Origin of the sequence: Nonlabens sp., from assembly GCF_047636915.1 — a bacterium.
GTDB lineage: Bacteria > Bacteroidota > Bacteroidia > Flavobacteriales > Flavobacteriaceae > Nonlabens.
Map to the genome: position 1 here is coordinate 16,810 of NZ_JBLIGN010000018.1, position 25,520 is coordinate 42,329.

Consider the following 25,520-nt stretch of genomic DNA (forward strand, 5'->3'; position numbering starts at 1 on the left):
GCTTTTTTAAAGTTTTAATTCATCTGCCTCAATACCATTAAATAATTCCAAAACTTTTAGCTTAAAAATATAGTCGTACTTACTACTTAATAAAGAGCTTTGAGAATTAGTAAGAGCTGTTTGTGATTGATTAAAATCAAATGCGTTCATACGCCCTACATTATAACGCTCTCTAGCATATTCAAAAGCAAGCTGCCTAGCTTCCACGACTATAATAGCGCTTTCATAGGCTGCTCTTGAACCTTTTGCATCGTTATAAGATTGATAAATATTACGCTTGAGATCAAGTTTCGTTTGATCTTCATTAAGTCTATTACTTTCTACATTGATTTCACTTCGATCTATGTTGTTAGTCACTTGCCATCCATTGAAAACAGGAACGTTAAGACTTAATCCATAAGAAATACCATCATTGCGTGCTAACTGATCAAAAAGCGGATCAGGTTTACCTATCAAACCAGTAAAGTTAGGAGCTAAAACACTTTGATTTGTTCCTTCGACTATACCTATTTGTCTTGTAGGTGAATCTGGGTCGAGAAAAGAATTAAAGTTTCCTTGACCTGATTCTCTGGTATTATAATTAAAGAAGGCAGACAATCTGGGTAAAATGGCTGCTTTAGAAATTTTTAAATCTTGTTCAGCAAGAAGTGTGTTTTGCTCAGCTATTTTTACTTCAAATCTCTTTTCTGTCGCATTTTCATAAATATCATTTACAGCACGATCTAATATAAAACCGTTTGGATCGCTTAATTCGGGATCTTCAACATCAAAATTTGTAAAATCGTCTAGATTCAATATTTGGGCTAATGCAATTCTAGAAATTACCACGTTGTTGTTGATACCAATGATCTGCTGCTCCTCATTTGCATACGTAGCTTTTATCTCTAGAAGATCCCCTCTAGGTATAGAACCGGCTTCCACTAGTTGAGAGGTGAGATTTATTTGATCTTGAGTGAGATTATGCTGTGTTTCTAGTCTTTTTAAATTCTCTTTGTTGAACAATACATTGAGATAAGAATTTGCTACGTTAAGTAAGGTATTATCTTCTATCAATTCAGAATTGTACTCCCTAGATAAGACATTCATTTTGGCCCTTTGTAGCCTATACACGTTTGCCCACCCATCAAATAAAGTAACTCCAGAATTTACTCCATACGAGGAATTACGGGTTGTTTGCGTCTGTAAGACCCCAGTGGTAATGTTTTGAGTAAGACCCGTGTTCCAAGAATTATTAGCGCTTGCATTAAAAGATGGCAAGAAAGAACCTACGGCATCTTTCTTATCTAGTTTTGCAACTTCTGTGTTTAAATCGGCTTGTCTGATATCTATATTGTTATCGATAGCATACTGGACGCATTCCTGTAAACTCCAAGTTTTGATTGTTTGCGCTTTTGCGAAAGCAGAACTAAATATAACAATGCTGCAAATTATTAACTTCTTCATAATATGATTGTGTCTATATGTAGATTTAAGATGTGATTTGTTACAAAAAATATTAATCGCCGTAACCTCCGCGTCCAGAAGGAGCTTTCAGAGCGTTCCAAACTTTGATCTGTTCCCCTTCTTTTACTCCAGAAAGCACTTCAACATTAATACCGTTGCTCAATCCCAGTTCTATATCACGACGCACGAATTCTTGATCCCCTGTCTCTATTTCCACAAAAGGCTTTTTAGTCTGTGGATCGTATTGTACTAGTGCTTCTTTGATACTCAAGACATCATCTCTTCTATCTAAGATGATACTTGCATTTGCGCTTAATCCTGCTCTGATAAAAGTGGAGTCTTGCGATGCTTTAAGCGTTCCTTTAATAGCAAATTGAATCGCACCGTTTTCTGCAATTCCTTTAGGCGCCACATAATCTAAAATAGCATCAAATCTTTTATTATCAAAAGCGCCTACTGTAATTTCAAGTGCCAGACCTTCTTTAATTTTTCCTACCTCGCTCTCGTCCACTTTACCTTCAAAAATCATTTTATTTACATCGGCAATCATCGCTATAGCGGTACCTTCATTAAAGTTATTTGCTTCAATCACTTGATTTCCTTCCTTTACAGGAACGTCTAATACCATTCCAGAAACCGTTGCGCGAATGGATGTTTGTGCATAATTACCTAGCCCAGCCGTAGTTCCTGTTCTTATAATGTCATAGTTTTGTTGTGCACCAGTAAGGTTTACTTGCTCTTGCTTATACCGCTGTAAAGCGTTATTATAATTGTTTTGAGCAAGGTCGAACTCGTTTGCTGCAACCACTCCTTTGTCAAAAAGGGCTTTTTGTCTGTTATAAATTGCCTTTTGATTATCGAGAGCCAGTTTTGCCGTTTCTACAGATGTTCTAGCCCCTGCAATATTATTTTTGGCATTGGTCAAAGAGGACACATTAGGTACCACCTTTATATCTGCGATAAGATCTCCTGCTTTTACAAAATCTCCAGCTTCCACATGAATTTTATCAATAACCCCAGAAATGTTAGGTTTGATATTTACCTCTTCTTTAGGAACAATGCTACCAGTGGCGACTGTCTCTTTGATAATGGTTTCCATAGTAGGTTGCTCTGTCATATAGGTAATGGGATCTTCTTGATCTTTTTGCCAGATATAATAAATTCCTACTATTGATAGTAAGAGAATGATGATTAGGGTGATGACGGTTCCGGTGCGTTTCATTAGGGTTGCTTAATTGTTATTCTGTTCTTAATGCATCTACTGGTTTCATAGTAGTTGCTCGTGATGCTGGAATAAATCCAGCTAGTAATCCTGATATAGTTAATATGATTAAGGCTATAATAATTACGATAATATTTACGGATGGATTAACAAAATTATCCACAGGACCGCTTTGATCTAGTATATAATTCATAACCCAAATCAACCCAGCTGCAAAAGCAATTCCAGCAAGACCAGAAATCAGGGTTAACACAATTGATTCCTGAAGAATTTGGGCTTTTATGTTCCATGGTGTTGCTCCTAATGCTCTGCGCACACCTATTTCGTTAGTGCGTTCTTTAACTACAATAAGCATGATATTACTTATACCTATGCCGCCAGATAGCAGCACTAGAGCACCAACAAAATACCCTACAAAGGCAAGTATGTCAAACAAACCATTAAACTTTGCAAATTCCTCAGCAACATCGTTATTCCCTATAGCTCTATTATCTTCAGGATGAACACCGTGTTGTTCCTTCATAATACCAATAACCCGCTCTTTTATAGCGGTTATACTAATACCGTCATAAGCTGTTAATGTCATCCACCTTACATCATCTGCAGAGTTAAAAGCTTTTCCAAAAGTTGTAAAAGGCACAAAAATAGTATTTGCTTCTTCTTCACTATCTCCATTTGTATTAGGGTTATCAAAAACACCCACTACCTTAAAATTTACTCCTTGAAGCGTGATATAAGTACCTATAGGCTCTTCCCCTATATTGTATAATGACTTTACAACGTCCACACCTATTACGGCACTTTTCATTTCTTTCTGAATATCAGAATAACTGAGCCACCTTCCCTTTAAAATATCCATGTATTGTTGCTCAATAATTTCTGGATAATCACCATTTACCTGAAAAGCACCAGTTTTCTCATTGCGAGTTACGTTATTGGAACCTCTATAACCACCCAACTGTTGTCTAGGAGATACATATTTTAAAGCAGGTAATTTTCGTTTAAGCGCCTCTACATCTGATAGCTTAAATTGTATTCTACGACCTTTGTTCATTCCTTTATAAGGAATAGAGGTGCTTTGCCCCCAAATGTACATTGTGTTCGTTGCCTTATCTGCAAATTGAACATTTACACCTGTTCTTAGGCCGTTAGTTAATGCGAGCAAAGCAACGAGAATAAAAATCCCCCAAAAAACTCCAAACGCAGTAAGCAACGTCCTCAATTTATTTGCATTGAGTGCCTCTAGTATTTCGTTCCATCTGTCTCTATTAAACATATTACTCGTCTCTTAAGGCTTCAATAGGTTTGATATTTGCTGCACGTCTTGCTGGTATAAAACCCGCTATTGCTCCGGATATTACAAGAATGATTACTGTAGTAATAGAAGTTGCAAAGTCAACGGTAGGATTATTAATAAAGTCATTTTGAATATAAGGTGCAGCTATCTCTAGCAGTCCTACCCCTAAAAACAGACCTATCAATCCTGCAGTACTTGTAATGAATATAGACTCCTGTATAATCATCATAATTATCTCGCTGGGCAATGCTCCTAATGCCTTTCTAATTCCTATTTCCTTAGTGCGCTCTTTTACTACGATCAACATGATATTCCCAACACCCACTACCCCAGCAATAATAGTTCCTAAACCTATAAACCAAAACACGGCTTTTATGGTATCTATTAAATCAAAAAAAGGTTTTGCTTGTTCTAATGAATCACTTACCCTTATGGCGACTCTATCATCTGGTGCAACCACAAATCTCGTTCTTAAATCCTGTTCAATGGATGCGGCCATTTGAGCGCCTAACATTGCTGTCTCATCAAAGTCTTTACCCATATTAACCGTATATGCGATGCGGCTTATGTTTTGCCCTTGGTTAAAAACCTTTTGAGCTGTTGACACGGGAATGAACATCCTTGACTCTTCTCTTGTTCCACCTGGGTCCGTATAAACGCCTACTACCGTAAAGTTAATATTGTTATTTACCAATATAATTTCTCCTATGGGATCCGTATCCGGAAATAGGTCTTCTTTCATTTGATAGCCTATAATGGCTACTTTACGAGATTCTGCTATGTCTGATTCCGCTATAAAGCGACCATGGGACAGTGTTGCGTTTTCTATGAATTGTTGATCTGCGTAAACACCTTCTATGCGATAACTTCCTTGTTTATCTTTATAGTTGACCTGACCACCCCAATTTCTGTACAGACTCGTTTTATATTCTATTTGATCTTCGTATTTGTTATTGAGACTTTCATAGTCTGCATTGGTCATTTGAAGTCTGCGACCGGGATTAAGACCCTTGTATTCTTTGGTAGTTGTTCTTGTGGTTATCTGAATGCGGTTTGTTGCATCATTAGAGAATTGTTCTCTTACACCATTTGCTATCCCGGAAGAAACTCCCAAAAGAATCACTAAAATGAAAATTCCAGAAGCGACAGATAAGCTGGTTAAAAAAGTACGGAGCTTGTTTTTCCTTATCGTATCAAAGATTTCTTGCCAACGCTCTAGATTAAACATAAGCAGAGGCCTTAATTTGATTTACTAGAGTGTCGTCTATAATTCTACCATCTTTAAGATTCACGATACGCTTTGTCATTTGAGCGATATCTGGTTCGTGAGTTACTACTAATATAGTACGACCTTCTTCATTTATTCCTTGAATAAGCTCCATGACTTCACAGGAAGTTTTAGTGTCAAGTGCTCCTGTAGGTTCATCAGCTAGAAGAACTTTAGGATCACTGGCCAGAGCTCTAGCAATAGCCACACGTTGTTTCTGTCCACCAGAAAGCTGATTGGGCAAATGGTCTGCCCAGTCTGCGAGACCTACTTTTTCTAGGTAGTGCATGGCCTTTTCATCTCGTTCCTTACGACTTACTTTTTGATAATACAGTGGTAAAGCCACATTATCAAGAGCATTTTTATAACTGATCAAATTAAAAGACTGAAAAATAAAACCCAAAAACTTATTGCGGTATTGAGCAGCAATTTTTTCATTTAGGTTTTTAATAGGAGTGTTGTCTAGCGTGTAGGAACCACTATCTGCTTCATCTAACATCCCAAGAATGTTAAGAAAAGTAGACTTGCCAGAACCAGAAGAACCCATAATTGAAACGAGCTCACCTTCCTTTACAGAAAAATCAATACCTTTTAAAACATGCAAGGACGTATTTCCTGTCTTATAGGATTTATGTAAATCTGTAATTTCGATCATCGTTAGTGTTTCAAGTACCTGTTTTAAATAGGCTATTTAACTAGACCGCAAATTTCAGCACTTGTTACATTAATTCTTGTAATAAAATGTTAATTCCTTAGAGATTGGAAACGATTCAGGTTTTACCTGGACTTCAGCAACAGCATTAACCCTCTATTTGATCAGATTTCTTTTGTGTGCTTCTGTAGATCATATAAATTATTACGCCCACAAGAATATAAGGGAATGCCATTAAGTAAGTAATTCCACTGTTCAACCCTTCGGCTGCTGCAGTGTCTCCCGACCCTTCTATAACGGCACGACACATAGCACATTGCGCTTTCGCGAAAGCGGAAAAACAAAAAACAAAAATTATAACAAATAGCTTTTTCATCGTTATTTATTAGTAGTAAGGTTGCATAAAAACATACACTAAAACACCCGAAATTGCAACATATAACCAAATAGGAAATGTCCAACTGGCAATTTTTTTATGCTTTTCAAACTTTTTATTCAGGGAAAAGTACACCGTATACAGTACTAATGGCAAAATAATGGCACAAAGAACTATATGACTCACTAGAATGAAAAGATACAAGTATCTCAAAGGCGCATCTGAAGGATAGGCGATAGGCTCATTACTTATTTTAGAAATCACATAGCTTACAAGAAATAAAGCACTGAGGACAAAAGCAGTCGTCATGACCCATCTGTGGGCTATTCGATTTTGTTTTTTGATCAATACGTATCCTGTAACTAATAAGACGGCTGTCATCGCGTTAATCACCGCATGAAGAAGTGGAAGCTGACCAGACTCAACCCCTAAAAAATTGAAATGTACTGGCATAAGCATCAATACGACCACCACTAATGGGACTAGTATAGAAATGGCTATAATAATCGCTGGACCTCTTTTTTCTAACATATATTACTTATTTAAAAGTGTTTCTGCATCTTCAATAATTTCCTGAATTTGAGCAGGTATTTCATTTTCTTGGACTCCATTATATTGATAAATCCAATTTTCATTATCCTTATCTATCCGTATTTTACGGGAACGTATATAGCCTTCACTGTCTACTAGCGCAAAATTACCACTATGCTCAAAGCGAATGTCTTCATTATCACTTTCTGACACATAAGAATTAAATCCTTCCCGACTTAACTTATAGGTAGTTTCTTTATCTCCAGTAAGAAAATACCAGTTATTATTTGCGTCATACTTCTGGGCATACTCTTTTAAAACTGGTGGCGTATCGTGTTCTGGATCTATAGTTATAGAAACTGTTCTGAAATCTTTTTGAGACTTAAGTGACTCGCTTATTTTAGACATGTTCATACTCATGGGTGTACAAATGGTTGGACAAGTGGTAAAAAAGAAGTCTATTACGTATACTTTACCAAGAAGTGAATCATTTGTTATGGTGTCTCCTAATTGATTCACAAACTTAAAGTCAGGTACTTTATTGAATTTTTTTAAAAACTTATCTGCTACAGGCATGCGATGTTCAGATCTATTACTATCTACGACTTTGTCTTTTTTTACATAATGAATGACATTTGTTACCGCAAAATATCCAAAAATAATAATGACAATCCCAAGACCTATATAGTATGGCGTATCCTTTTTCTTACTCATCTTTTTGAATTTTTTCATCTCTGTTTTTCTTAAAAGCAAATCTATATTCAGCAAGGAGTACCCTCATATCGTCCATCATCCTTTTATTTAAATTTGCTATAAGATAGGTATCATACCCATATACAATTCCTAACTCTTCATCATCAGAGCGACCTCTTAGTGATAGTTGTTTATCGACTACAAACGCGTGCTCTGAAGATAGATCACTATTAAGACTAAGATCCGACTGAAATGATGAAAATAGCTCTTTAATCTCGTCCTCACTACCTACCAGAAAGTGCCAATCGGCAAGATCTGTCGTTTCGGCCATTTGCGCTTTAATTTCTTCAATATCTTGTATGCCTTCCTGCGGTAAAATGCTGATCATTTGAAAACCGTCAAATTGATGGAAATCCTTGTAAATTTTTTCATTGATATTGGAAACATAACCTAAACGACTATATGGCTTATCTCCTAAAAATGTAATAATGGAAACACTATCAGTCAGGTGTATGCTTTTACCCTCCAACGTTTTGAACGCCGTTAATTCAGCGACCTTTTCAGTTACTATAGGTAAGGTTTTAAAATGATGTTCACCGTTTAAAAAAAACAGATACGTAAGTAATGGTAAAGCAAATAATATGAGCAATACACTAACTATAGCTACTCTGCTAGTTTGTTTAATTCCTTCGGCTTTAGGTAAATCTGACATAATTTGATGTGATAATTTTTTCAAAATAAGGTATAAAAAAGGACGGCAAAACCGTCCCTTTTTTATATAGCCCTAGTCGTCATTAAAAGTCTGTACTTACAGCGGCATCTCTATACACTTGGTAGATGTAATCACCTTCTACTAGTAAAATAGCCATTAAATAAATGATAAGGAAGACTGCCGACCATACTACTGCTCTTCTTAGTCCACTTGTTTCATCTCTCATGTGCATGAAGTCCCATGTAATGTAGTACGCCTTTACTAAAGTAAGGATAATAAATATCCAGTTTAAGTATTTAAGAGCTAGAAAAGTTCCATTAAGAACATCTGGTTTGATATAACCTAAAGCTACTTCTACTATAGTAATCAAAGAAAGGAATATAAGTACTCCCCAAATCTTTTGCGTATTAGATTTAAACTTAACAAGACCTCTAAAAATCTCTAATTTATGCTCTGTGTGTCCTTCGGTATGTGCTACGTGATCTGCCATTTTAATATCTTAAAAAATTATACTAGGTAAAAGAATGTAAATACAAATACCCAAACTAAATCTACAAAATGCCAATAAAGACCTACTTTTTCAACCATTTCATAGCTACCTCTTCTTTCATAAGTTCCTAAGAGAACATTGAAGAAAACAAGTAAATTAAACATGACCCCAGAAAAAACGTGAAAACCATGAAACCCTGTAATAAAGAAAAAGAAATCTGCAAATAGTGGAGCACCATATTCATTTTCCGTAAGATTAGCACCCTCTACCACTCCTACAGCTTCCTTGTTAAGTTTTAGCAAAGCATCAGCTCTAGACAAAACTACTTTCTCGCTTGCACCAGTTTCTGGATTAACCTCTATTTTCTGTGTTCTAATCGTGACATTAGAATTTGCTGCAAAACCATTTTTAACTTCCTCAATGGTGTAAGTAGCATTATAATCACCAGAAGATTCAAACCAAATTCCTTTATTGTTTCCATAAGGGACTACGTCTCTAGGTCCTATTTGCGTAAAATCCTCTAAAGCCACTCGTTTACCCGTTTCTACATCTAGAAACTGAAGTATATTACCGCCTTTTGTTTTTACAGCTCCATATTCACCAGCGATAAAGTTCTTCCATTCCCATGCCTGTGACCCTACGAACACCATACCACCGATTACAGTAAGTAACATATAAAAAGCTACTTTTTTTCTATCCATTTGATGTCCCGCATCTACTGCAAGAACCATAGTGACTGAAGAACCGATGAGAATAAAGGTCATTAAAGCCACGTAGAACATAGGTGCATCTGTACCATGAAGGAATGGAAAGTGATTGAACACCTCGTCTGCAAGAGGCCATTCTTCCATAAATTTAAATCTCGAAAAACCGTAGGCAGCAAGAAAGCCTGAAAATGTTAGTGCATCCGAGAGAATAAAAAACCACATCATCAATTTTCCATAGCTGACGCCAAGTGGCTTGGTGCCACCTCCCCATTTTTGCTCTTCCGTACCAGTAGAAGCCACTGCTGTATCCATAACTTTCTGTTAAATATAAGTTGTTGCAAAAATAGGTTAAAAAATATCTTTAGCAAAAACTAAAAACAGAAGAAGAAAAATCCATAGCACGTCAACAAAGTGCCAAAAAATTGCTCCTAATTCAAAACCTAACATTTCTTCCTTAGAATATTTTTTAGTAACCGCTTTAAAAGTTACCACTGTCAATGCTATAAGACCGGCAACAATATGGGCCAAATGCGCCATAACCATGATATAAATAAAAGAGCCCGCGACACTACTCCCCTTTCCAGTAAAAAAAACACCTGAATCAGTGAGCGAACCAAAAGCTATAAATTGCATTGCAACAAAGGCAGATCCTAACAAGAAGGTAATAGATGTAAATAATGAGGCACCGGATATATTATTACTTTTCAGACTTTTCTTCGCAAGAAACAAGGTTAACGAACTCAACAAAATCACACCTGTACTGTAAAAGAATTCTGATGGAAGATTTACTTCTACCCAATCTCTTCGGCTGCTGCTTATGATATAAGCGCTGGTTAAACCTGCGAACATCATGATTAAACTCATGATCGCAAACCACATCATCTGTATCTTGGAACGGGCGATCTTTTCTTTTATGGGTAATTGCGTTAAATCTATCATTTTATCTTAAAAATTTATCTACTACGTAGATGATTTGTATAAGCGTGATATAGCTCACACTCACTAGCATTAATTTCTTTGCAACAGCATTACTGCGTTCCTTATAGAGCTTTACAGCATAATACAGAAACCACGCTCCTAACAGGGCAACAATAAAAGCGCTATACGGAGTCATAAATAAGTCCCCTGTGACTCCAAAAACTGGAACTAAAGAGAGCATAACTGTCCAAATCGTATACAGTATAATTTGAATAGCAGTCCCTTTATTTGCTGAACCTGTCGGTAACATCTTAAAACCACCAGCTTTATAGTCGTCCTCGAGCATCCATCCTATTGCCCAAAAGTGAGGGAATTGCCAAAAAAACTGTAACATGAACAAGGTTCCCGGTTCAATACCAAAATTCCCGCTAGCCGCCACCCAACCTAACATGTAAGGGATAGCACCTGGGAAAGCACCTACAAACACGCAAAGCGGCGTTCTAGTTTTTAAAGGCGTGTAAACCGCTGCGTAAAGCACAATACTCAGTGCGCCAAAAAAAGCGGTAGCAAAATTGATAAGAAACAACATGTAGATACCACTTACCGCCATGATGAGTCCATAAATCCATGCATTCTGTGGTGAAACCCTACCTGTAGGTAAGGGTCTATTTTGCGTGCGTTTCATCAACGCGTCAAGATCTTTTTCTATAATTTGGTTGAATACATTCGAAGAGCCTACTAAAAAATACCCTCCTACACAAAGCAGCAGTACGGTCACCCAATCGTAGCTTTCGGCACCTAAAAAATATCCTGCAACCGAAGAGAACACTACGACTATAGATAGCCTAGGTTTAGTAATGTCTAGGTAGTTTTTGATTACACTAGAAGGATTTTCTATGACATTTACTCGACTCAAAAAAGCAGGTTTTAAAGATTTGCAAAGATACTTCACAACTCCTTTGTAGCAAAGGTTTTAAAAAGCTTTCGGTCATAAAGGAATCACAAGATAAATTCTCCTGATATATAGGGATATACCTGTTTTGCTTTTAGTGAAGTAAGATAAATAAAGGGATCAAAAGTTTCTTACAACAGATTAGACTTCCTCTTCTACACTTCAATTTAAGTATAGGGCACTTTATCAATTACATCTCAGAGGTTTGGTCAACAAAATACCTATGAAAAGAGAATTATGCTTGTTTTTTTGAGATTCAGAGCTGGCATATATTTTGGCCCTCCGTTCTTTGTCAATCCTTTAATTAAATTATCGAACTGCTCCTTAAGAGTAAATTCAGTTGTTTTAAAATGAATACCACTTTTAAGGTAAGAAACTGGCCCTTTATATTTGTTCTATATGAATGAATAAAGGGCATAAAAAAAGGAAAACTCAGATGAGCTTTCCCTTTTTTATATAAATCAGAGAATTAATATGAATCCTTTTTTCTCAATTTTACTATTCCAATACCTATAGCTGCAATGACAGCTATAACTATTCCAGGAATAGGCGCTTGTGCATCCTCCACATCACCATCAAATCCTGGCTGCGCATAAGCTGTTGTTGTTGCAATCATTAAAATTGCTAAAACTAAGTATTTATTATTTTTCATTATTTGTTACAATAATATTAGTAACCATCCTCTAATTCAAAAAGGAATTTTAATTACTACACTTAACATATATTAACAAACATAATTATTTTTGTTGAACCCGCAAGTTTTTGTTAAATATTTTTTTCGTTTGGTGCAATGAACACAAATTTTGTGGCCCTTTTGAAATAAATCGTTTATTTAGGAAGTTAGTAATTCTTTTATGAAACCAACCTTCCAAAACTCAACCGACTAAAAATTACACCAAAACACCTCTAAAAATGAACACATTATCTAACCTCATCCCAAACTTTAAGTTCAACAAACTCGATACAACGTACACGGAAAAGTAGTCTGTCTTGTCTTTAAAAAACAAAATTAATTATTTTACCCGGTACAACTATTGCTTTTTTGACCGTTTTCCCTTCTAGTTGTTCTTTCACTTTCTCATTTGCAAGAACCATTTTTTCCAACTCATCTTTAGAAATAGCAACCGGTAAATCTAGAGTAAATTTCATCTTACCATTAAAGGAGACGGGATACGTCTTGGTACTTTCTACGAGATGCTTCTCATCAAAAACTGGAAAAGGCGCTTCACTGATAGATTCCTTATTCCCTAATAAAGACCATAATTCTTCCGCAATATGAGGCGCATAGGGTGACACCAGAATAGCAAGCGGTTCCAGCACCTCACGACTGTTACATTTTTGAGCGGTGAGCTCATTTACAGCAATCATAAAACTACTCACACTCGTATTAAAAGAAAAGTTCTCAATGTCTTCTTGTACTTTCTTAATCGTTTTATGCAAGGTCTTCCTGCTGTCTAGAGAAGCTTTATCATCGCTTACAGAGAACCCTGCATCATTGTGATAGAGTTTCCAAAGCTTTTTCATAAAACCATATACTCCGGTGATACCTGCTGTATTCCATGGCTTGGCTTGTTCTAGTGGTCCCAAAAACATCTCATACAACCGCAAGGTATCTGCTCCGTACTGATTACAAATGTCGTCAGGGCTCACCACATTATACTTGGACTTGGACATTTTTTCTACTTCTCTGGACACTTTGAATTTACCTTCACTATTTCTGACAACTTCAATATCATTAAACTCCGACCTCCAATTCTTGAAATAATCAACATTTAACTCGTTTGAAGGATTAACTAGGGAAACGTCACTATGAATAGGTCTATTTCTGATACTCACATTTACAGAAGATAACTTCGGTAATTTTTCAAGAAATTCATTTTTGACACTAGTTTCTTTCTTTTCTAAAAAATCCTGAAACTCTTGACTTTCCTCATCGATATCTTCGGAAACAATAAAGTTGTTTTTTTCTATTATCGGAGTAGCAATTTCCAAAGACTCTACATTTGTATAAGCCCCATCCACAATTCTTACATCAGCGTAAAATAACTTTACAACAGCACTCTCCCCCAAAATCATCCCTTGATTGATCATCTTTTGGAACGGTTCTTCTACGGAGACTTTTCCTAAATCGTGCAATAACTTTACCCAAAACCTGCTGTACAGCAAGTGACCAGTCGCGTGCTCGCTTCCTCCTATATACAGGTCTACATTTTCCCAGTACTCTTGTGCTTCCTTAGAAAACATCTCGTTCTCATTTTTAGCATCCATATACCTAAACATATACCAAGAACTTCCTGCCCAGCCGGGCATGGTATTTAATTCTAGTGGAAACAGACCGTCGCGGCCATCCTTATTAGAAACCACTTTATTTTCATTTATACACCAACTCCATGCGGCCGCTCGACCTAAAGGCGGTGCACCATCTTCCGTTGGTAAATATTCGTCCACTTCTGGTAAAACGATAGGCAAATGCTTGCGGTCTATCATTTGTGGCAACCCATCTTTGTAATATACTGGAAACGGTTCCCCCCAATAACGCTGTCTGGAAAACACGGCATCCCGCAATCGGTAGTTAGTCTTCCCTTTTCCAGCCCCTATTTCCTCTAGCTTTTCAATTGCCACAGCCATGGCACCTGATGTGTAACTCATTCCGTTTAAGAAATCACTGTTGCAAATAAGTGTTTTATCTTTAGCCGTATAGGCTTCTTCGGTACTATCTATACCGTCAAAAATATTTTTAATCGCAGGCATTCCTTCTTGACCAGCAAAAAAATGAGCAAATGCATGATCCCGCTCATCTCCACAAGGTACTGCCATTACAGCTCCAGTGCCATAACCTGCCAGCACATAATCCCCTATCCAAACAGGCACAGGTACACCACTTAATGGATGCGTAGCATAAGCTCCCGTAAATACACCGCTTATGGTCTTGACATCAGCCATACGTTCTCTTTCTGATCGTGCAGCAGTTGCTTTTTTATAGGCTTCTACCGCCTCTTTTTGCGCTGGGGTAGTAATGACATCTACAAGTTCATGCTCTGGCGCGAGCGTCATAAAGGTTACACCATATATAGTATCTGGTCGGGTAGTAAACACGTCCACTTTATGATCGCCTAATGGAAACGAAACCATTGCACCAATAGATTTTCCTATCCAATTTCTTTGTATTTCTTTGATAGATTCTGACCAGTCCAGTCCTTCTAGACCGTTCAATAACCGTTCTGCAAAAGCGCTAATTCTCATCATCCATTGGCGCATTTTTTTGCGCACTACTGGATGTCCACCACGCTCTGAAACACCGTTTACAATCTCATCATTTGCCAGTACGGTTCCCAGTGCAGGACACCAGTTGACTTCTGTATGAGCTAAAAAAGTTAGCCTATAGTCGAGTAGTATTTCTTGTTGCTCTTTATCGGTAAACGCATGCCACTCTACAGCGGTGAACTGTCGTATATCTTCCTCTGTGGCAGCATTGATGTTATGAGTTCCGCTTTCGCGGAAGCGGGATTCCAACTCACTTATCAAGCTAGCTTTATCGGCATCTTTATCATACCAGCTATCAAAAAGCAAGGTAAAAATCTCTTGTGTATAGGTATAATAATTTGGGGAAGAGGTTCGTAGCTCGCGATCCCAATCAAAGCTAAAACCTATGCGGTCCATCTGATTGCGATAACCAGCGATCTCGTTTCCAGACTTATCTGTTCCTCCTTCAATATTCGTTCTCGTGGTTTCTGCAGGATGTTGACCGGTTTGTATCGCATACTGCTCTGCTGGCAATCCAAAGCTATCGTAACCCATGGGATGCAAGACGTTAAAACCAGTGTGACGCTTATAACGAGACACAATATCACTTGCAATATAACCTAACGGATGCCCAACATGAAGCCCTGCACCACTGGGATACGGAAACATATCCAATGCATAAAACTTAGGTTTATCCGAATTATTAACCGCTTTAAAGGTTTTATGATCTGCCCAATGTTTTTGCCATTTTGCTTCTATTGTCTTGTGATCGTAGAGTAACATAGTTTCTTCTTCTAAGGCGCAAAAATACTAAAGCATAAGCTATTTGTGGAACTAATTAATCGTAGAGATGGGAAAAGGTTTAGGGAAACTAATAAGCATCGTGTCCACCACTGCTTGTTTCATCCCAGCTAGCGCTCTAAAAAACCAGGTAGGTTTCTATTCCATCAAGCGGCCTTTCATTGATTTTAATTGAAAAAAAAGACGCTAAGCGTTAATAGGCACAACATGTGCAAGTTCTAATTTCTTCACCGCTAGCGCTATGAGAAAATATCTTAGAATCACTAATTATCTAAGGTGCTTTATAAAACATAAAACAGACTAAAAAACAGATCCTTACGTTTGTGAATTAAAATATAGGTCTGGAACTCGTTATAGGTCTGTTACTTTGTTATTTTTGTAAATCAATTCAAGTTGCTGTAAAATTATGTCATCACAGTCCAGTTATCAAAAACGCCGTTTATTCAGCTCCTATTTTTGGGTAGTCATTAGTTTATTTTTGGTTCTTTTTATGTTGGGTTTGCAAGGTTTTTTGCTGCTCAACAGCCAGAAACTAGCCGACTTCTTTCGCGAGCAAGTTCCTATGTCTATCTACTTTAAGGATACGGCTAAAGAAGTAGAAATGCGCCAGCTAGAAAAAACACTTCAAATGGCAGCATACACTAAAAATGCTGTTTTTGTGAGTAGCGAAGAAGGCGCACAACAAACTAAAGAAGATTTAGGAGAAGATTTTGTAGCAAAATTAGATGGATTTAATCCCATCCCTAATTCCATAGACGTGCGATTGAACGCAAAATTTGTAACCGCAACAGAGATCCAGCAAATTGCAGATGATCTAGCTGCAAAAGATTTTGTACAAGAAGTAAGCTATGATAAACCTCTAGTTTCTTTATTAAATGAAAACGTAAAACGCATCTCTTTCTGGATGCTGGTTGTTTCTGGAATTTTTGTCTTGATTGCCTTTTTGTTGATCAATAGTTCCATAAGACTCAGCGTCTATGCAAAAAGATTTACCATTAAAACCATGCAAATGGTGGGAGCCACTAAAGGTTTTATAAGAAAACCTTTTATTCTAACCAGCATCAAATTAGGACTTATTGCGGCTGTACTAGCCTTAGCCTTACTAGCGGTAGTGGTTTATTATGCTGATGGTTTTATTCCTGAATTAGAAATACTCAAGAATTATGAAATGCTCACCATATTATTTGTGGGCGTTTTAGTTTTCGGGATTTTAATAAGTTTGATGAGTACTTATTTTGCAACGACTCGCTATTTGAATTTGAAAACTGATGAACTGTATTATTAATGACGACTGTCTTTTAATAAAAGAAGACACACTCCCTAAAGAAAGATAATCAAAAGAGAAAGCTTTTTCTTTTTGCCTTCCTCTCCTAAAGGATGGTCGGAGTTCAGAAAGGCTAGGTTTCTAAAAAAAATAAAGAGTATAGAATAAGCAGTATGATTTACTCTTAATCAAATTGATAAATAAAATTAATTGTTCATACACCCTTTGATCCTGAAAGCTTTCGGCAAGGGAACGGAAACAAAAAACATTTAAAATGAAAAAAGGAACTGTTAACGCTTTTCAAGGAAAAGCTACAAAGGCTAATGAGAAAATAAAACCACCTGTGGTAGAAGAAAACATACAACCAAATTTTGAATTTGTTTTTAAAAAGAAAAACTACTTGTGGATGGTTATTGGTTTGTTCGTAATCGCTATTGGTTTTGGACTTATGGCTGGTGGCGGCAGTGAAGATCCCGCAGTTTTTAATGAGGCGATTTTTTCCTGGAGACGCATTAGGCTTGCACCGATGCTAGTTTTAGCCGGTTTTGGAATTGAGATGTATGCTATTCTTTTAAATCCTGACAAAAAGTAAATGGAAACTTTTGATGCACTGGTCTTAGGAGCAATTCAAGGGCTCACTGAGTTTTTACCCGTTTCTTCTAGTGGGCATATCGAATTAGGAAAAGCGGTATTGGGAACAGACATAGGCAATAAAGAAGAAAACTTACTCTTTACGGTTATAGTACATTTTGCTACCGCTTTGAGCACTATTATTGTCTTCCGAAAGGACATTATAGAAATATTGAAAGGTCTTTTTTCATTTAAATGGAATGAAGAAACTCAACTTGCTTCTAAAATAGTCCTGTCTATGATTCCCGCAGTTATTATCGGCTTGTTGTTTGAAAAGCAACTAGAAGCACTTTTTGAAGGTAAAATAATACTTGTAGGGTTTATGCTCATCCTTACTGGATTGCTGCTATTTCTAGCTGGTAGAGCTAAGAAAACAACTAAAGGTGTGACCTGGAAAGATGCCTTGATCATAGGTGTGTCTCAAGCAATTGCAATGCTGCCAGGGATCTCTAGAAGTGGCGCAACCATATCAACATCTGTGTTGTTAGGTAATGATCGTACCAAAGCGGCTCGTTTTTCTTTCTTAATGGTGGTGCCCTTGATTTTTGGGAAAATTGCAAAAGACGGATTAGATATTATAAAAGGTGATGTGATCATTGATACGGTTTCTACAACACCGCTTATTATGGGTTTTCTCGCAGCATTCATCACAGGCCTTGCTGCTTGTACTTGGATGCTTTCTTTGGTAAAGAAAGCAAAGCTTCATTATTTCTCTTACTACTGCTTTGGGGTTGGAATAATAGCTATTACTGCTGGAGTGATGAATACCTAAGACAGTATTATATTCTTGCTATCTAAATTGGTATATTTCTTATCGTATTTAGATGACTCCGATTAATAATGATCTCGCAACTAAAACTTTGATTTCTAAAAATACTTTCGCCACTTCTAATCGTTATTTCTGTGATCAAGTGGTTTCTTATTCCTACGCCCCCCATTTGACGATGAAATCCCACTGAGCAGTTTTCAAGGAATGGTATTTGACAGCAACTAAAATATTTATAGAGGTCTTGACTGCTGTGATCGCGTTCAGGTTTATGACAAACGCGGTAAATTCCAAAGAGGATAGAACGTACCAACCCTGGGCGGAAATTTTTACATATAGATAAGAAAGATCAGATACTAATCACCCCTTACCGCAATTCTAATGTACTTCAATTCTCAAAACAAGGCGATCTTATTTCCGCACAATATATAGACTACTACCCTGTTGGTAAATTTCATAAGAGTACCATTTCCCTTGAAGCTATTCGTCTATATTACAACTTTAAGAAGGGTTTTGTTCTTAAATCCGAAACCTGTAGTAATGCAGAAATTATAGTGGTTCAGAATTTGTGGTTTCGATTGATTGGAAGAGTAAAATTCTTTGCTAGCCCTAAATCAAAACTTAAAATCATGAACTTACTTCAAGATCATATCACCCACCATCGTGATCAGCTGTTAGTTTATTTAAACTTTAAGGGAATCACGCCACCGGAATTTAGTGGCTGGTAAATTTAAAGTTTAAGATAAAAAAAACGGCTTCTATTTCTAGAAGCCGTTGTTTATATAATGAATTATGTTTATGCCGCTTTCTCGAAAGCGAAACACTCAACAATTACTGGATACTATTGAAAATCTGAGGCCTGTAAAACTTGGTTTACATTAATCTCAGTAGTCTTCATAGTAATGCTTTGACCTGCCATAGGAACTACCATCGTGTGTGGAAAGTAAATTCCGTCTATGCTTTTATAGTCTCCTAAAGTCGTTACCTGAGAAACTTCCTGTCCATTAGGCCCTTGAGCAACTTCAACGGTTTGCATTTTAAACCCCGATTCCATATCATAATAGTTGGTAGTTTTCTTACCGCTGTTATCCTCTGCAATTACAACATATGCGTTGCTGCCATTTAAGTTTTCAGCACCTTTCAAGGTAAGGATGTACTGACCATTCAAGTAGGTTTGTTCTTTAAACAAGCCCGTTTGACCTTTCATAACGTCAGTTATTTCGGCTGGCATATCGATTTTCTGACCCATTTGTACCATGTAGCCTTTCTCACCGTCAAAAGCTTGCTTTAAAACAGTCCCCATTCCTACTATACTTATTTCATTAAGCATCAGATTAGGAGATTTTTGTTTTATGGTGCTTACCATTTTTTGACCTTGGAAAGAGGCGTTCATAGTTTGCACGATGCTGCTCACATTATCAAGTTTCTCTGCTCCACCTATAGCCTGAAGGTAACCATTAATTACAGACTGTGCAGTTGTTCCAGCAGGAAGGGTTATGGTTGATGGACGCTCTGTGGGGCTTGCGTATTTATCATAAAACTTTACCGGAAGTTTTTTTCCTTCAAACTCCATTTTCTCTAGATTATCTAACACGTCACTGGCTTTACCCACTATGACTACTCTTGAATTATCTAATTTAAAGTATTTGTTTGCAACACGCTGCACATCTTCAACGGTAACTCCATTAATGTTCTCAAGATAGTTAGCATAGAAATCCTCTGGTAGGTTATTGCGTTTGATATTTAATGCATAACTCGCAATTGTTTGTGGACGCTCTAGTGCCATTACAAAGTTGCCTACATATTTTGCCTTTGCATCTATTAAGGTTTGCGGATTTACAGGCTCAGTTCTTATTCGTTTTATCTCCTTAAAAAACTCCACAACTGCACTGTCAGTAACCTGGTTGCGCACCTTAGCACTTGCATTAAATCTAGAAACACCATATCTACTCGCTCCTAAACTGGAGTATGCTCCATAAGTATATGCTTTATCTTCCCGCAGGTTCTTAAATAGATATCCTTCGCCACCACCACCTAGGATGTTATTTGCCATAAGAGAAGAGAAATAATCGCTATCGCTTTGTTTGAGGCTTACATTATTCGTAATTGATATGTCAGATTGCACAGCATTAGGCATATCGATGAAATTTATTTCTGAGCTTTTGACATTGGGCGTTAAAATAGGAGCTGGTAATTCTTGAATATCCTCCTTATCCCAATTTTTAAAATACTTTTTAATTTGTTTTTTAGCCTGTTTAGCCTTTATATCACCTACAACAACTATATAGGCATTATTGGGCGCAAAACCCCTTTTATAGTACTCTAAAACATCTTCAAAAGTTACATTTTCAATAGTTTCCTCCGTAATAAACTCCCCATAAACATGATCTTTACCATAAGCTAGTGCGCTCACTACACGAGCTGCTGTAGCGTCCACACTTTTCTCACCTGTTTTTAAGCTTTCTATGAGTTTTTCTTTCTCTTTTTCAAATTCTTCTTTTGTCAGTAATGGGTTGATAGCAGCGTCGGCCATTAACTCAAGAATACGTTCTGAATATCTAGATAGTGAACTGGCATAAGCACCACTAGAGCTAAAATTTAAAGATGCCCCTAAAAAATCAACCTCGTCATTAAATTTATCTTTGGAAATTGAAGTTGTTCCATTTCCAAGCATAGAAGATAATAGATCTAAAACACCTGCTTTTTGGCCTTCAAAAACTGGTTGGTTATCTATACTTAATTGGTAGGATACCCGTGGCAATTTATTGTTTTCAACGACTAGAATTTTAATTCCATTTTTTAATTGAAATTCTACAGGCTTCTCAAGAGTAATGATGGGCTCTGGGCCAGCTTGTGGCATTTTTGATCGATCTAATTGAGCGGCTGCATTAAAGCTTATAAAAGCAATACAAATTACAACGGCTATTTTTCTATATAGTATATTCATTTTATTGGTCTTCTTTATTAGGTAAATACTGAATTTCTACTCTTTGATTAGGACTTAAGTACTTTTTTGCAACATCTCTGATTTCCTTTCTCGTAATAGATCTATAAAGTTCAAGTTGCGAGTTTATTAAGTCGGTGTCTCCATATAATAGATGGTATGTAGCCAGACTACTTGCTATACCTGCAACACTTGAATTTGAATTTACAAACTGATTTTCAAATTGATTGAGTAGTTTTTGATAATCACGTTCAGTTATTAATTCGGTTTGCATTTTTATGATTTCCTCATCAATTTCAGCAAGTAAGGTATCTAACGATACCTCTCCTTGCGGTAATGCAAATAGGGCAAAAATATTATAATCTACTTGTCCTAAATTAACCGCTTGTACTCCTAGAGCTTGTTTTTGCTCGTCAACCATCTTTTTGTACAACACGGAACTTTTTCCACCGCTTAAATAACTAGATATCATGTCTAATATGTATGCGTCTCTAGTGGACTGACCGGGTAATCTGTAAGCTCCTATTATAGCAGGGATTTGAATATTCTTATCGTATTTAATTGCTTTTATGGTTTCAGTAATCGGCTCTTCTTTGGGAAAATTGCGAGTTACATCTGGACCTCTTTTCACCTCGCTAAAGTATGTAGCTACTAGTTTTTTCGTTTCTTCTATCTTAATATCCCCAGCTACAACGAGTACCGCATTGTTGGGTACGTAGTATTTATCAAAATAGGATTTGAACTCTTCCAGTGTAGCGGCGTCTAGATGCTCCATTTTACCAATATTCTCATCTTTGTAGGGATGCACTTTGAAAAGGTTTTCTCCCACCGCACTTAAGATCTGACCGTATGGTCTATTATCATTACTTTGGCGTTTTTCTTCTTTTACTACTTCATTTTGAGTATCTACACCTATTTGATCGATAACAGGATGCAACATACGCTCCGACTCGAGCCATAAACCTAACTCTAATTTATTAGAAGGGAAAATCTCGTAGTAGTAAGTTCTATCTTGAGAAGTATTTGCATTAAAAGTACCACCATTTGCAGGGATTATTTTCATGAATTCACCTCGTTCTATATTCTCTGTACCTTCAAACAGGAGGTGTTCAAAGAAGTGAGCAAACCCTGTGCGGGCTCTATCACCGTCTTTTCCACCTACATCATACATTACAGATGTGATTACTACTGGGGCTGTGTTATCTTGATGTAAAATAACGTGCAAGCCATTTTCTAGGTCATATTCTGTGTATTTAACCTCTTGAGCTAAACCAGTGGCTGTTGCAAAAGCAACTGCTAGACTTAAAACAATCTTTTTCATTTGATAATTTTTATGTTTACATACTACGTAAGTATCTTTTCTATATAAAACGTTACATAAAGATTAAAAACTTCCTAAAGTCAGAGTCTAAAAGAACTCCCATCGTTAAAATAAAATAAAAACAGCCATAATAACCATTCATTTAAACTAACTTTAGGTCACAACAAAATTTATGAAAACTACACAAACAACAAAGTACTCCATATTAATGGCGCTGGCACTCATTGTCTATTTTTTAATCATTAACAAGATAGGTTACGGGGCTAAGAGTTATTTAAGTTTATTCAATGCTGTTATTGTGGGCATTGGTATTTTTTTCGTTATACGAGACGTCCATAAAAATACAGTTAAGTTTAAATATTTAGATGGATTTGTTGCTGGAATCAAATCCGGATTTGTCGCTACTTTAATCTTTACGGTATTTATGGCTATTTATCTTTTTGAGATAGACCCAGCACTCGCTCAACAATTAAAAAAACAAATAACCACCGCTGGAGAAGAAATAGAATTTGCACTATTGTTATCTATCCTATTATCTGGTGTTGCTACATCCATAGTAACGCCATTACTCATCCTGCCTATCTATATGAAGTCTTGGAATACAAAGGATACAAGAAAAAAACAGAAACCACTTAACCAATAACTACAAATTAAATGCTATAGTTTGTTGATCACTTTGTTAATACCGGTATTAAAGGTATATTTGCAATCCGAAATTATTAACATTTAATCAACAATTATGTACGCAATCGTAGAGATAGCAGGGCAACAATTCAAGATCGAGAAGGATCAAAAGTTGTTTGTACATCGTTTACAAGAGGATGAAGGTGCGTCAATTAACATTGACAAAGTTCTTCTTTTAGGGAATGGTGACAACATCACACTCGGCGCCCCAGCTATAGAAGGAGCATTTGCTGAAGCAAAAGTTCTGAGTCACTTAAAAGGTGACAAAGTAATCGTTTTTAAGAAAAAACGTAGAAAAGGATATCGTAAGAAAAACGGACACCGCCAGTATTTAACTCAAATTCAAATTTCAAATATTTCTGCTTCAGGTAGAAAGAAATCTGAATCTAAGAAGACTGCTGCTCCTGTAAAGGAAGATAAGCCTGTTGCTAAAACTGTTAAAGCAAAAGATGCTCTCGAAGCAAAAGTAGAAGATACTTCTAGTAACCTGAGCAGTCATACAGTTGCAGAACTTAAAGAACTAGCAAAAGAACGAGGACTGGAAGGATATTCAGCATTGAAAAAAGCTGAACTCATCGAGTTACTTAGCAAATAATAACCTAAAAATTAGAACAAGATGGCTCATAAAAAAGGAGTAGGTAGTTCGAAAAACGGAAGAGAATCAGAATCTAAACGCTTAGGTGTCAAGATTTTTGGAAATCAAGCAGCTATTGCTGGTAATATTCTCATTCGTCAGCGTGGCATGACTCACCATCCCGGTGAAAACGTATATGCTGGTAAGGACTTTACATTACACGCAAGAGTAGACGGACTAGTAAAGTTTACTAAAAAAAGAAACAACAGATCATATGTATCTATCGTTCCTGTAGCTGAGGCTTAAGAAACATTTCTTTTACAAAATCAAATCCCAAACCGAATGCTTCGGTTTGGGATTTTTTTGTTTCTACCAGCACTAGAATACTTCACAGTAAAAATGTCGATCTTAAAAGCTGTCTGCTTAAGTTTTTTACAAAGTAAACAAGCGTTTACTTCACTTATAAGGAATACCTAATGGAAAATGAAATGCTACTATGTAAGGGTGGATCAAACAATGTTTTAGAAAAACAGCCCTGATTAAGAAAATAACTTAGTTGATATATATATATCAAGTTTCAAATCTCTAACGACACTATACCCGGTCTGAACTCTTTAATTTTGCCATTAAATATTCTGCTGAATCACAAGTGATTCTATTATTAAAAATGCTCCATATGGCCACATCATGCATTTAGAAAGATTTGTCAGTCACACTAAAACATTTGAAATGGGTTGTTCAACTTTATTATGCCAATTTGATAACTTTAATATGACAACGTCTTTGTGTGTGGTGTTTTCAAAGGTATAGATTTATCATTGCACTAAATTGTAAGCTTTATAAATGCTTGGATATAATTTAAATAGAATCTCAGCCATTTATCTCTGTCTTAATGTCCATTTGGTTTTGGATTTGAATGATAAATATCGGCTACTAGCTAATAATTGTTTCTGCGTATCTCCATTAACTAGAAGTTCATCCTTATATGAACCTCTAACAGTATGCAATTAAACATATTAGAAATCAGAGTTTCTTAAAATATTTTCCAACCCTATAGTACTTTGGTTTTGCCATAAAACACAGACCATGAATAAAAGTACTCCCTATAACAGACACCCTGCCATTACAAAGTTATTAAACTTTGTTCTGCGAAAATAATTAGCCGGTCAGCTGAATCGTTTAACAGCGATTGCCACTACAAGACCTGTATGATTAGGAATATATAGTAACCATACGTCCCAGGGCTATTAAATGGTGTATATGCACTCCCAAAGCTATCAACACTGATCATTGCCTGCGAAAAGTAACCAATCTTCTGCATATTTCTTATATATACAACCCTTAAAATCGCTAGGACGTTTTTGTAATGATATTGAAGAACCCTATTATTGATTTTATAATAGTCCCAAAAACGTTTTACACTCTCAGCTCGGGTATCAAGAGATACCTTTTTGACAAAGAATAAAACTTGTAAGTTGTATGAGTGCCTTTTGCTATTAATCCAAGTATCTTTTTACAATCCTACCAATATTAACAAGCGTCCAGCCTCTACCTTTTATAATGCCATACAGCTTTTCTTCTAAAGGGAACCTCCTCAACTATTATTTGTGAGGAAAAACTTTTGGAATAAGAGAGTTCTGAGTGGTGTTTTTGGTGTAGTGTACTCTACACCTACGAATTGAAATGAATATAATCCTGAGAAGACTCATATCTTGTACAATCAAAATAGCCTAAGATGACTACTGTCCCTACATAAATATAAACACAAGTTCTATTTACTTTATAGGTTAAGATTAATAAATTCCACTGAAATAACTCTACAGCCTTTTATTACCTGATAATATCAAATAGGCCCAACTTGTGACGAGAAGCTTGCACCAAAATAAGGAATAATACCGCATATGGGTGCGTTTTTATAAGGCCAGCATTTTAGTTGTTTCAGCAACCAAATATCCGAATAGAACTGTAATAACCTAAAGCTGTGGTCCATATATATGCTTATATATTATTTATCTAGATAAAGTAGGAAGCTA

Annotated in this window: 23 protein-coding genes; 6 read left to right on the plus strand and 17 right to left on the minus strand. The window is 36.5% G+C overall.

Going from position 1 to position 25,520, the window contains the following annotated elements; translation table 11 throughout:
* Nucleotides 1-6 precede the first annotated feature (6 nt).
* From ACJAT0_RS04815 to ACJAT0_RS04885, 15 genes are all read right to left on the minus strand, one after another.
* Nucleotides 7-1,443 carry a TolC family protein gene (locus tag ACJAT0_RS04815; protein ID WP_415180741.1) on the minus strand — a complete coding sequence of 479 codons (1,437 nt, stop codon included), beginning with the start codon at nucleotides 1,441-1,443 and terminating at the stop codon, nucleotides 7-9.
* Between the two features lie 52 nt (nucleotides 1,444-1,495).
* Nucleotides 1,496-2,665, minus strand: a complete 1,170-nt coding sequence (locus ACJAT0_RS04820; RefSeq protein WP_415180742.1) for an efflux RND transporter periplasmic adaptor subunit — start codon at nucleotides 2,663-2,665, stop codon at nucleotides 1,496-1,498.
* 16 nt (nucleotides 2,666-2,681) lie between these two features.
* Nucleotides 2,682-3,941: an ABC transporter permease gene (locus tag ACJAT0_RS04825; protein ID WP_374004197.1), complete on the minus strand. Its 1,260-nt coding sequence runs from the start codon at nucleotides 3,939-3,941 to the stop codon at nucleotides 2,682-2,684.
* Between the two features lies 1 nt (nucleotide 3,942).
* Nucleotides 3,943-5,190, minus strand: coding sequence for an ABC transporter permease (locus ACJAT0_RS04830; RefSeq protein WP_374004195.1), 1,248 nt, complete (start codon nucleotides 5,188-5,190; stop codon nucleotides 3,943-3,945).
* On the minus strand, nucleotides 5,183-5,884 hold the full coding sequence (locus tag ACJAT0_RS04835) for an ABC transporter ATP-binding protein (RefSeq protein WP_374004193.1): 702 nt from the start codon (nucleotides 5,882-5,884) through the stop codon (nucleotides 5,183-5,185). Before ACJAT0_RS04835 ends, ACJAT0_RS04830 begins: the two co-directional genes overlap by 8 nt.
* Before the next feature lie 145 nt (nucleotides 5,885-6,029).
* Nucleotides 6,030-6,257, minus strand: coding sequence for a hypothetical protein (locus ACJAT0_RS04840; RefSeq protein ID WP_415180743.1), 228 nt, complete (start codon nucleotides 6,255-6,257; stop codon nucleotides 6,030-6,032).
* A 9-nt stretch (nucleotides 6,258-6,266) separates the two neighbouring features.
* Complete coding sequence (locus ACJAT0_RS04845; RefSeq protein ID WP_415180744.1) at nucleotides 6,267-6,788, minus strand: DUF420 domain-containing protein; 522 nt, start codon at nucleotides 6,786-6,788, stop codon at nucleotides 6,267-6,269.
* 3 nt (nucleotides 6,789-6,791) lie between these two features.
* Nucleotides 6,792-7,502, minus strand: a complete 711-nt coding sequence (locus ACJAT0_RS04850) for an SCO family protein (protein WP_415180745.1) — start codon at nucleotides 7,500-7,502, stop codon at nucleotides 6,792-6,794.
* Complete coding sequence (locus ACJAT0_RS04855; protein WP_415180746.1) at nucleotides 7,495-8,193, minus strand: membrane or secreted protein; 699 nt, start codon at nucleotides 8,191-8,193, stop codon at nucleotides 7,495-7,497. The genes ACJAT0_RS04850 and ACJAT0_RS04855 overlap by 8 nt, the downstream gene beginning before the upstream one ends.
* Nucleotides 8,194-8,275: 82 nt before the next feature.
* Entirely contained in the window at nucleotides 8,276-8,683 is a 408-nt protein-coding gene (locus ACJAT0_RS04860; RefSeq protein ID WP_374004187.1) for a cytochrome C oxidase subunit IV family protein, read from the minus strand.
* A gap of 17 nt (nucleotides 8,684-8,700) precedes the next feature.
* Nucleotides 8,701-9,702 (minus strand): cytochrome c oxidase subunit 3, encoded by a 1,002-nt coding sequence (locus ACJAT0_RS04865; protein WP_415180747.1) that lies wholly within the window; start codon nucleotides 9,700-9,702, stop codon nucleotides 8,701-8,703.
* A 36-nt stretch (nucleotides 9,703-9,738) separates the two neighbouring features.
* Nucleotides 9,739-10,329, minus strand: a complete 591-nt coding sequence (locus ACJAT0_RS04870; RefSeq protein ID WP_415180748.1) for a cytochrome c oxidase subunit 3 — start codon at nucleotides 10,327-10,329, stop codon at nucleotides 9,739-9,741.
* 1 nt (nucleotide 10,330) lies between these two features.
* Nucleotides 10,331-11,224 (minus strand): heme o synthase, encoded by an 894-nt coding sequence (gene cyoE, locus ACJAT0_RS04875; protein WP_415180749.1) that lies wholly within the window; start codon nucleotides 11,222-11,224, stop codon nucleotides 10,331-10,333.
* 505 nt (nucleotides 11,225-11,729) lie between these two features.
* Entirely contained in the window at nucleotides 11,730-11,912 is a 183-nt protein-coding gene (locus ACJAT0_RS04880) for a hypothetical protein (protein ID WP_374004183.1), read from the minus strand.
* A 344-nt stretch (nucleotides 11,913-12,256) separates the two neighbouring features.
* On the minus strand, nucleotides 12,257-15,286 hold the full coding sequence (locus tag ACJAT0_RS04885) for a leucine--tRNA ligase (RefSeq protein WP_415180750.1): 3,030 nt from the start codon (nucleotides 15,284-15,286) through the stop codon (nucleotides 12,257-12,259).
* A 421-nt stretch (nucleotides 15,287-15,707) separates the two neighbouring features.
* Between ACJAT0_RS04885 and ACJAT0_RS04890 the strand changes: the two genes are divergently transcribed.
* The 3 genes from ACJAT0_RS04890 to ACJAT0_RS04900 all read left to right on the plus strand — a co-directional run bounded on the left by ACJAT0_RS04890 (nucleotide 15,708) and on the right by ACJAT0_RS04900 (nucleotide 17,970).
* The gene (locus ACJAT0_RS04890; RefSeq protein WP_374003784.1) at nucleotides 15,708-16,589 is read left to right on the plus strand and encodes a cell division protein FtsX; all 882 of its coding nucleotides are present in this window, start codon (nucleotides 15,708-15,710) and stop codon (nucleotides 16,587-16,589) included.
* Between the two features lie 253 nt (nucleotides 16,590-16,842).
* Entirely contained in the window at nucleotides 16,843-17,160 is a 318-nt protein-coding gene (locus ACJAT0_RS04895) for a DUF3098 domain-containing protein (protein WP_415180751.1), read from the plus strand.
* Nucleotides 17,161-17,970: an undecaprenyl-diphosphate phosphatase gene (locus tag ACJAT0_RS04900; protein WP_374003778.1), complete on the plus strand. Its 810-nt coding sequence runs from the start codon at nucleotides 17,161-17,163 to the stop codon at nucleotides 17,968-17,970.
* Between the two features lie 835 nt (nucleotides 17,971-18,805).
* Here the strand turns inward: ACJAT0_RS04900 and ACJAT0_RS04905 are convergent.
* Together ACJAT0_RS04905 and ACJAT0_RS04910 are read right to left on the minus strand one after the other, a co-directional pair.
* On the minus strand, nucleotides 18,806-20,911 hold the full coding sequence (locus ACJAT0_RS04905) for a M16 family metallopeptidase (protein ID WP_415180752.1): 2,106 nt from the start codon (nucleotides 20,909-20,911) through the stop codon (nucleotides 18,806-18,808).
* Between the two features lies 1 nt (nucleotide 20,912).
* Nucleotides 20,913-22,229 carry a M16 family metallopeptidase gene (locus ACJAT0_RS04910; protein ID WP_374003780.1) on the minus strand — a complete coding sequence of 439 codons (1,317 nt, stop codon included), beginning with the start codon at nucleotides 22,227-22,229 and terminating at the stop codon, nucleotides 20,913-20,915.
* Between the two features lie 172 nt (nucleotides 22,230-22,401).
* On the opposite strand from ACJAT0_RS04910, the gene ACJAT0_RS04915 reads away from it, so the two are divergent.
* The 3 genes from ACJAT0_RS04915 (at nucleotide 22,402) to rpmA (ending at nucleotide 23,793) form a co-directional block, all read left to right on the plus strand.
* Complete coding sequence (locus ACJAT0_RS04915; protein WP_374003781.1) at nucleotides 22,402-22,872, plus strand: DUF4199 domain-containing protein; 471 nt, start codon at nucleotides 22,402-22,404, stop codon at nucleotides 22,870-22,872.
* Nucleotides 22,873-22,968: 96 nt separating this feature from the next.
* The gene (rplU, locus tag ACJAT0_RS04920) at nucleotides 22,969-23,508 is read left to right on the plus strand and encodes a 50S ribosomal protein L21 (protein WP_415180753.1); all 540 of its coding nucleotides are present in this window, start codon (nucleotides 22,969-22,971) and stop codon (nucleotides 23,506-23,508) included.
* A 21-nt stretch (nucleotides 23,509-23,529) separates the two neighbouring features.
* Nucleotides 23,530-23,793 (plus strand): 50S ribosomal protein L27, encoded by a 264-nt coding sequence (rpmA, locus tag ACJAT0_RS04925; protein ID WP_374003783.1) that lies wholly within the window; start codon nucleotides 23,530-23,532, stop codon nucleotides 23,791-23,793.
* The last annotated feature ends 1,727 nt before the right edge of the window (nucleotides 23,794-25,520 follow it).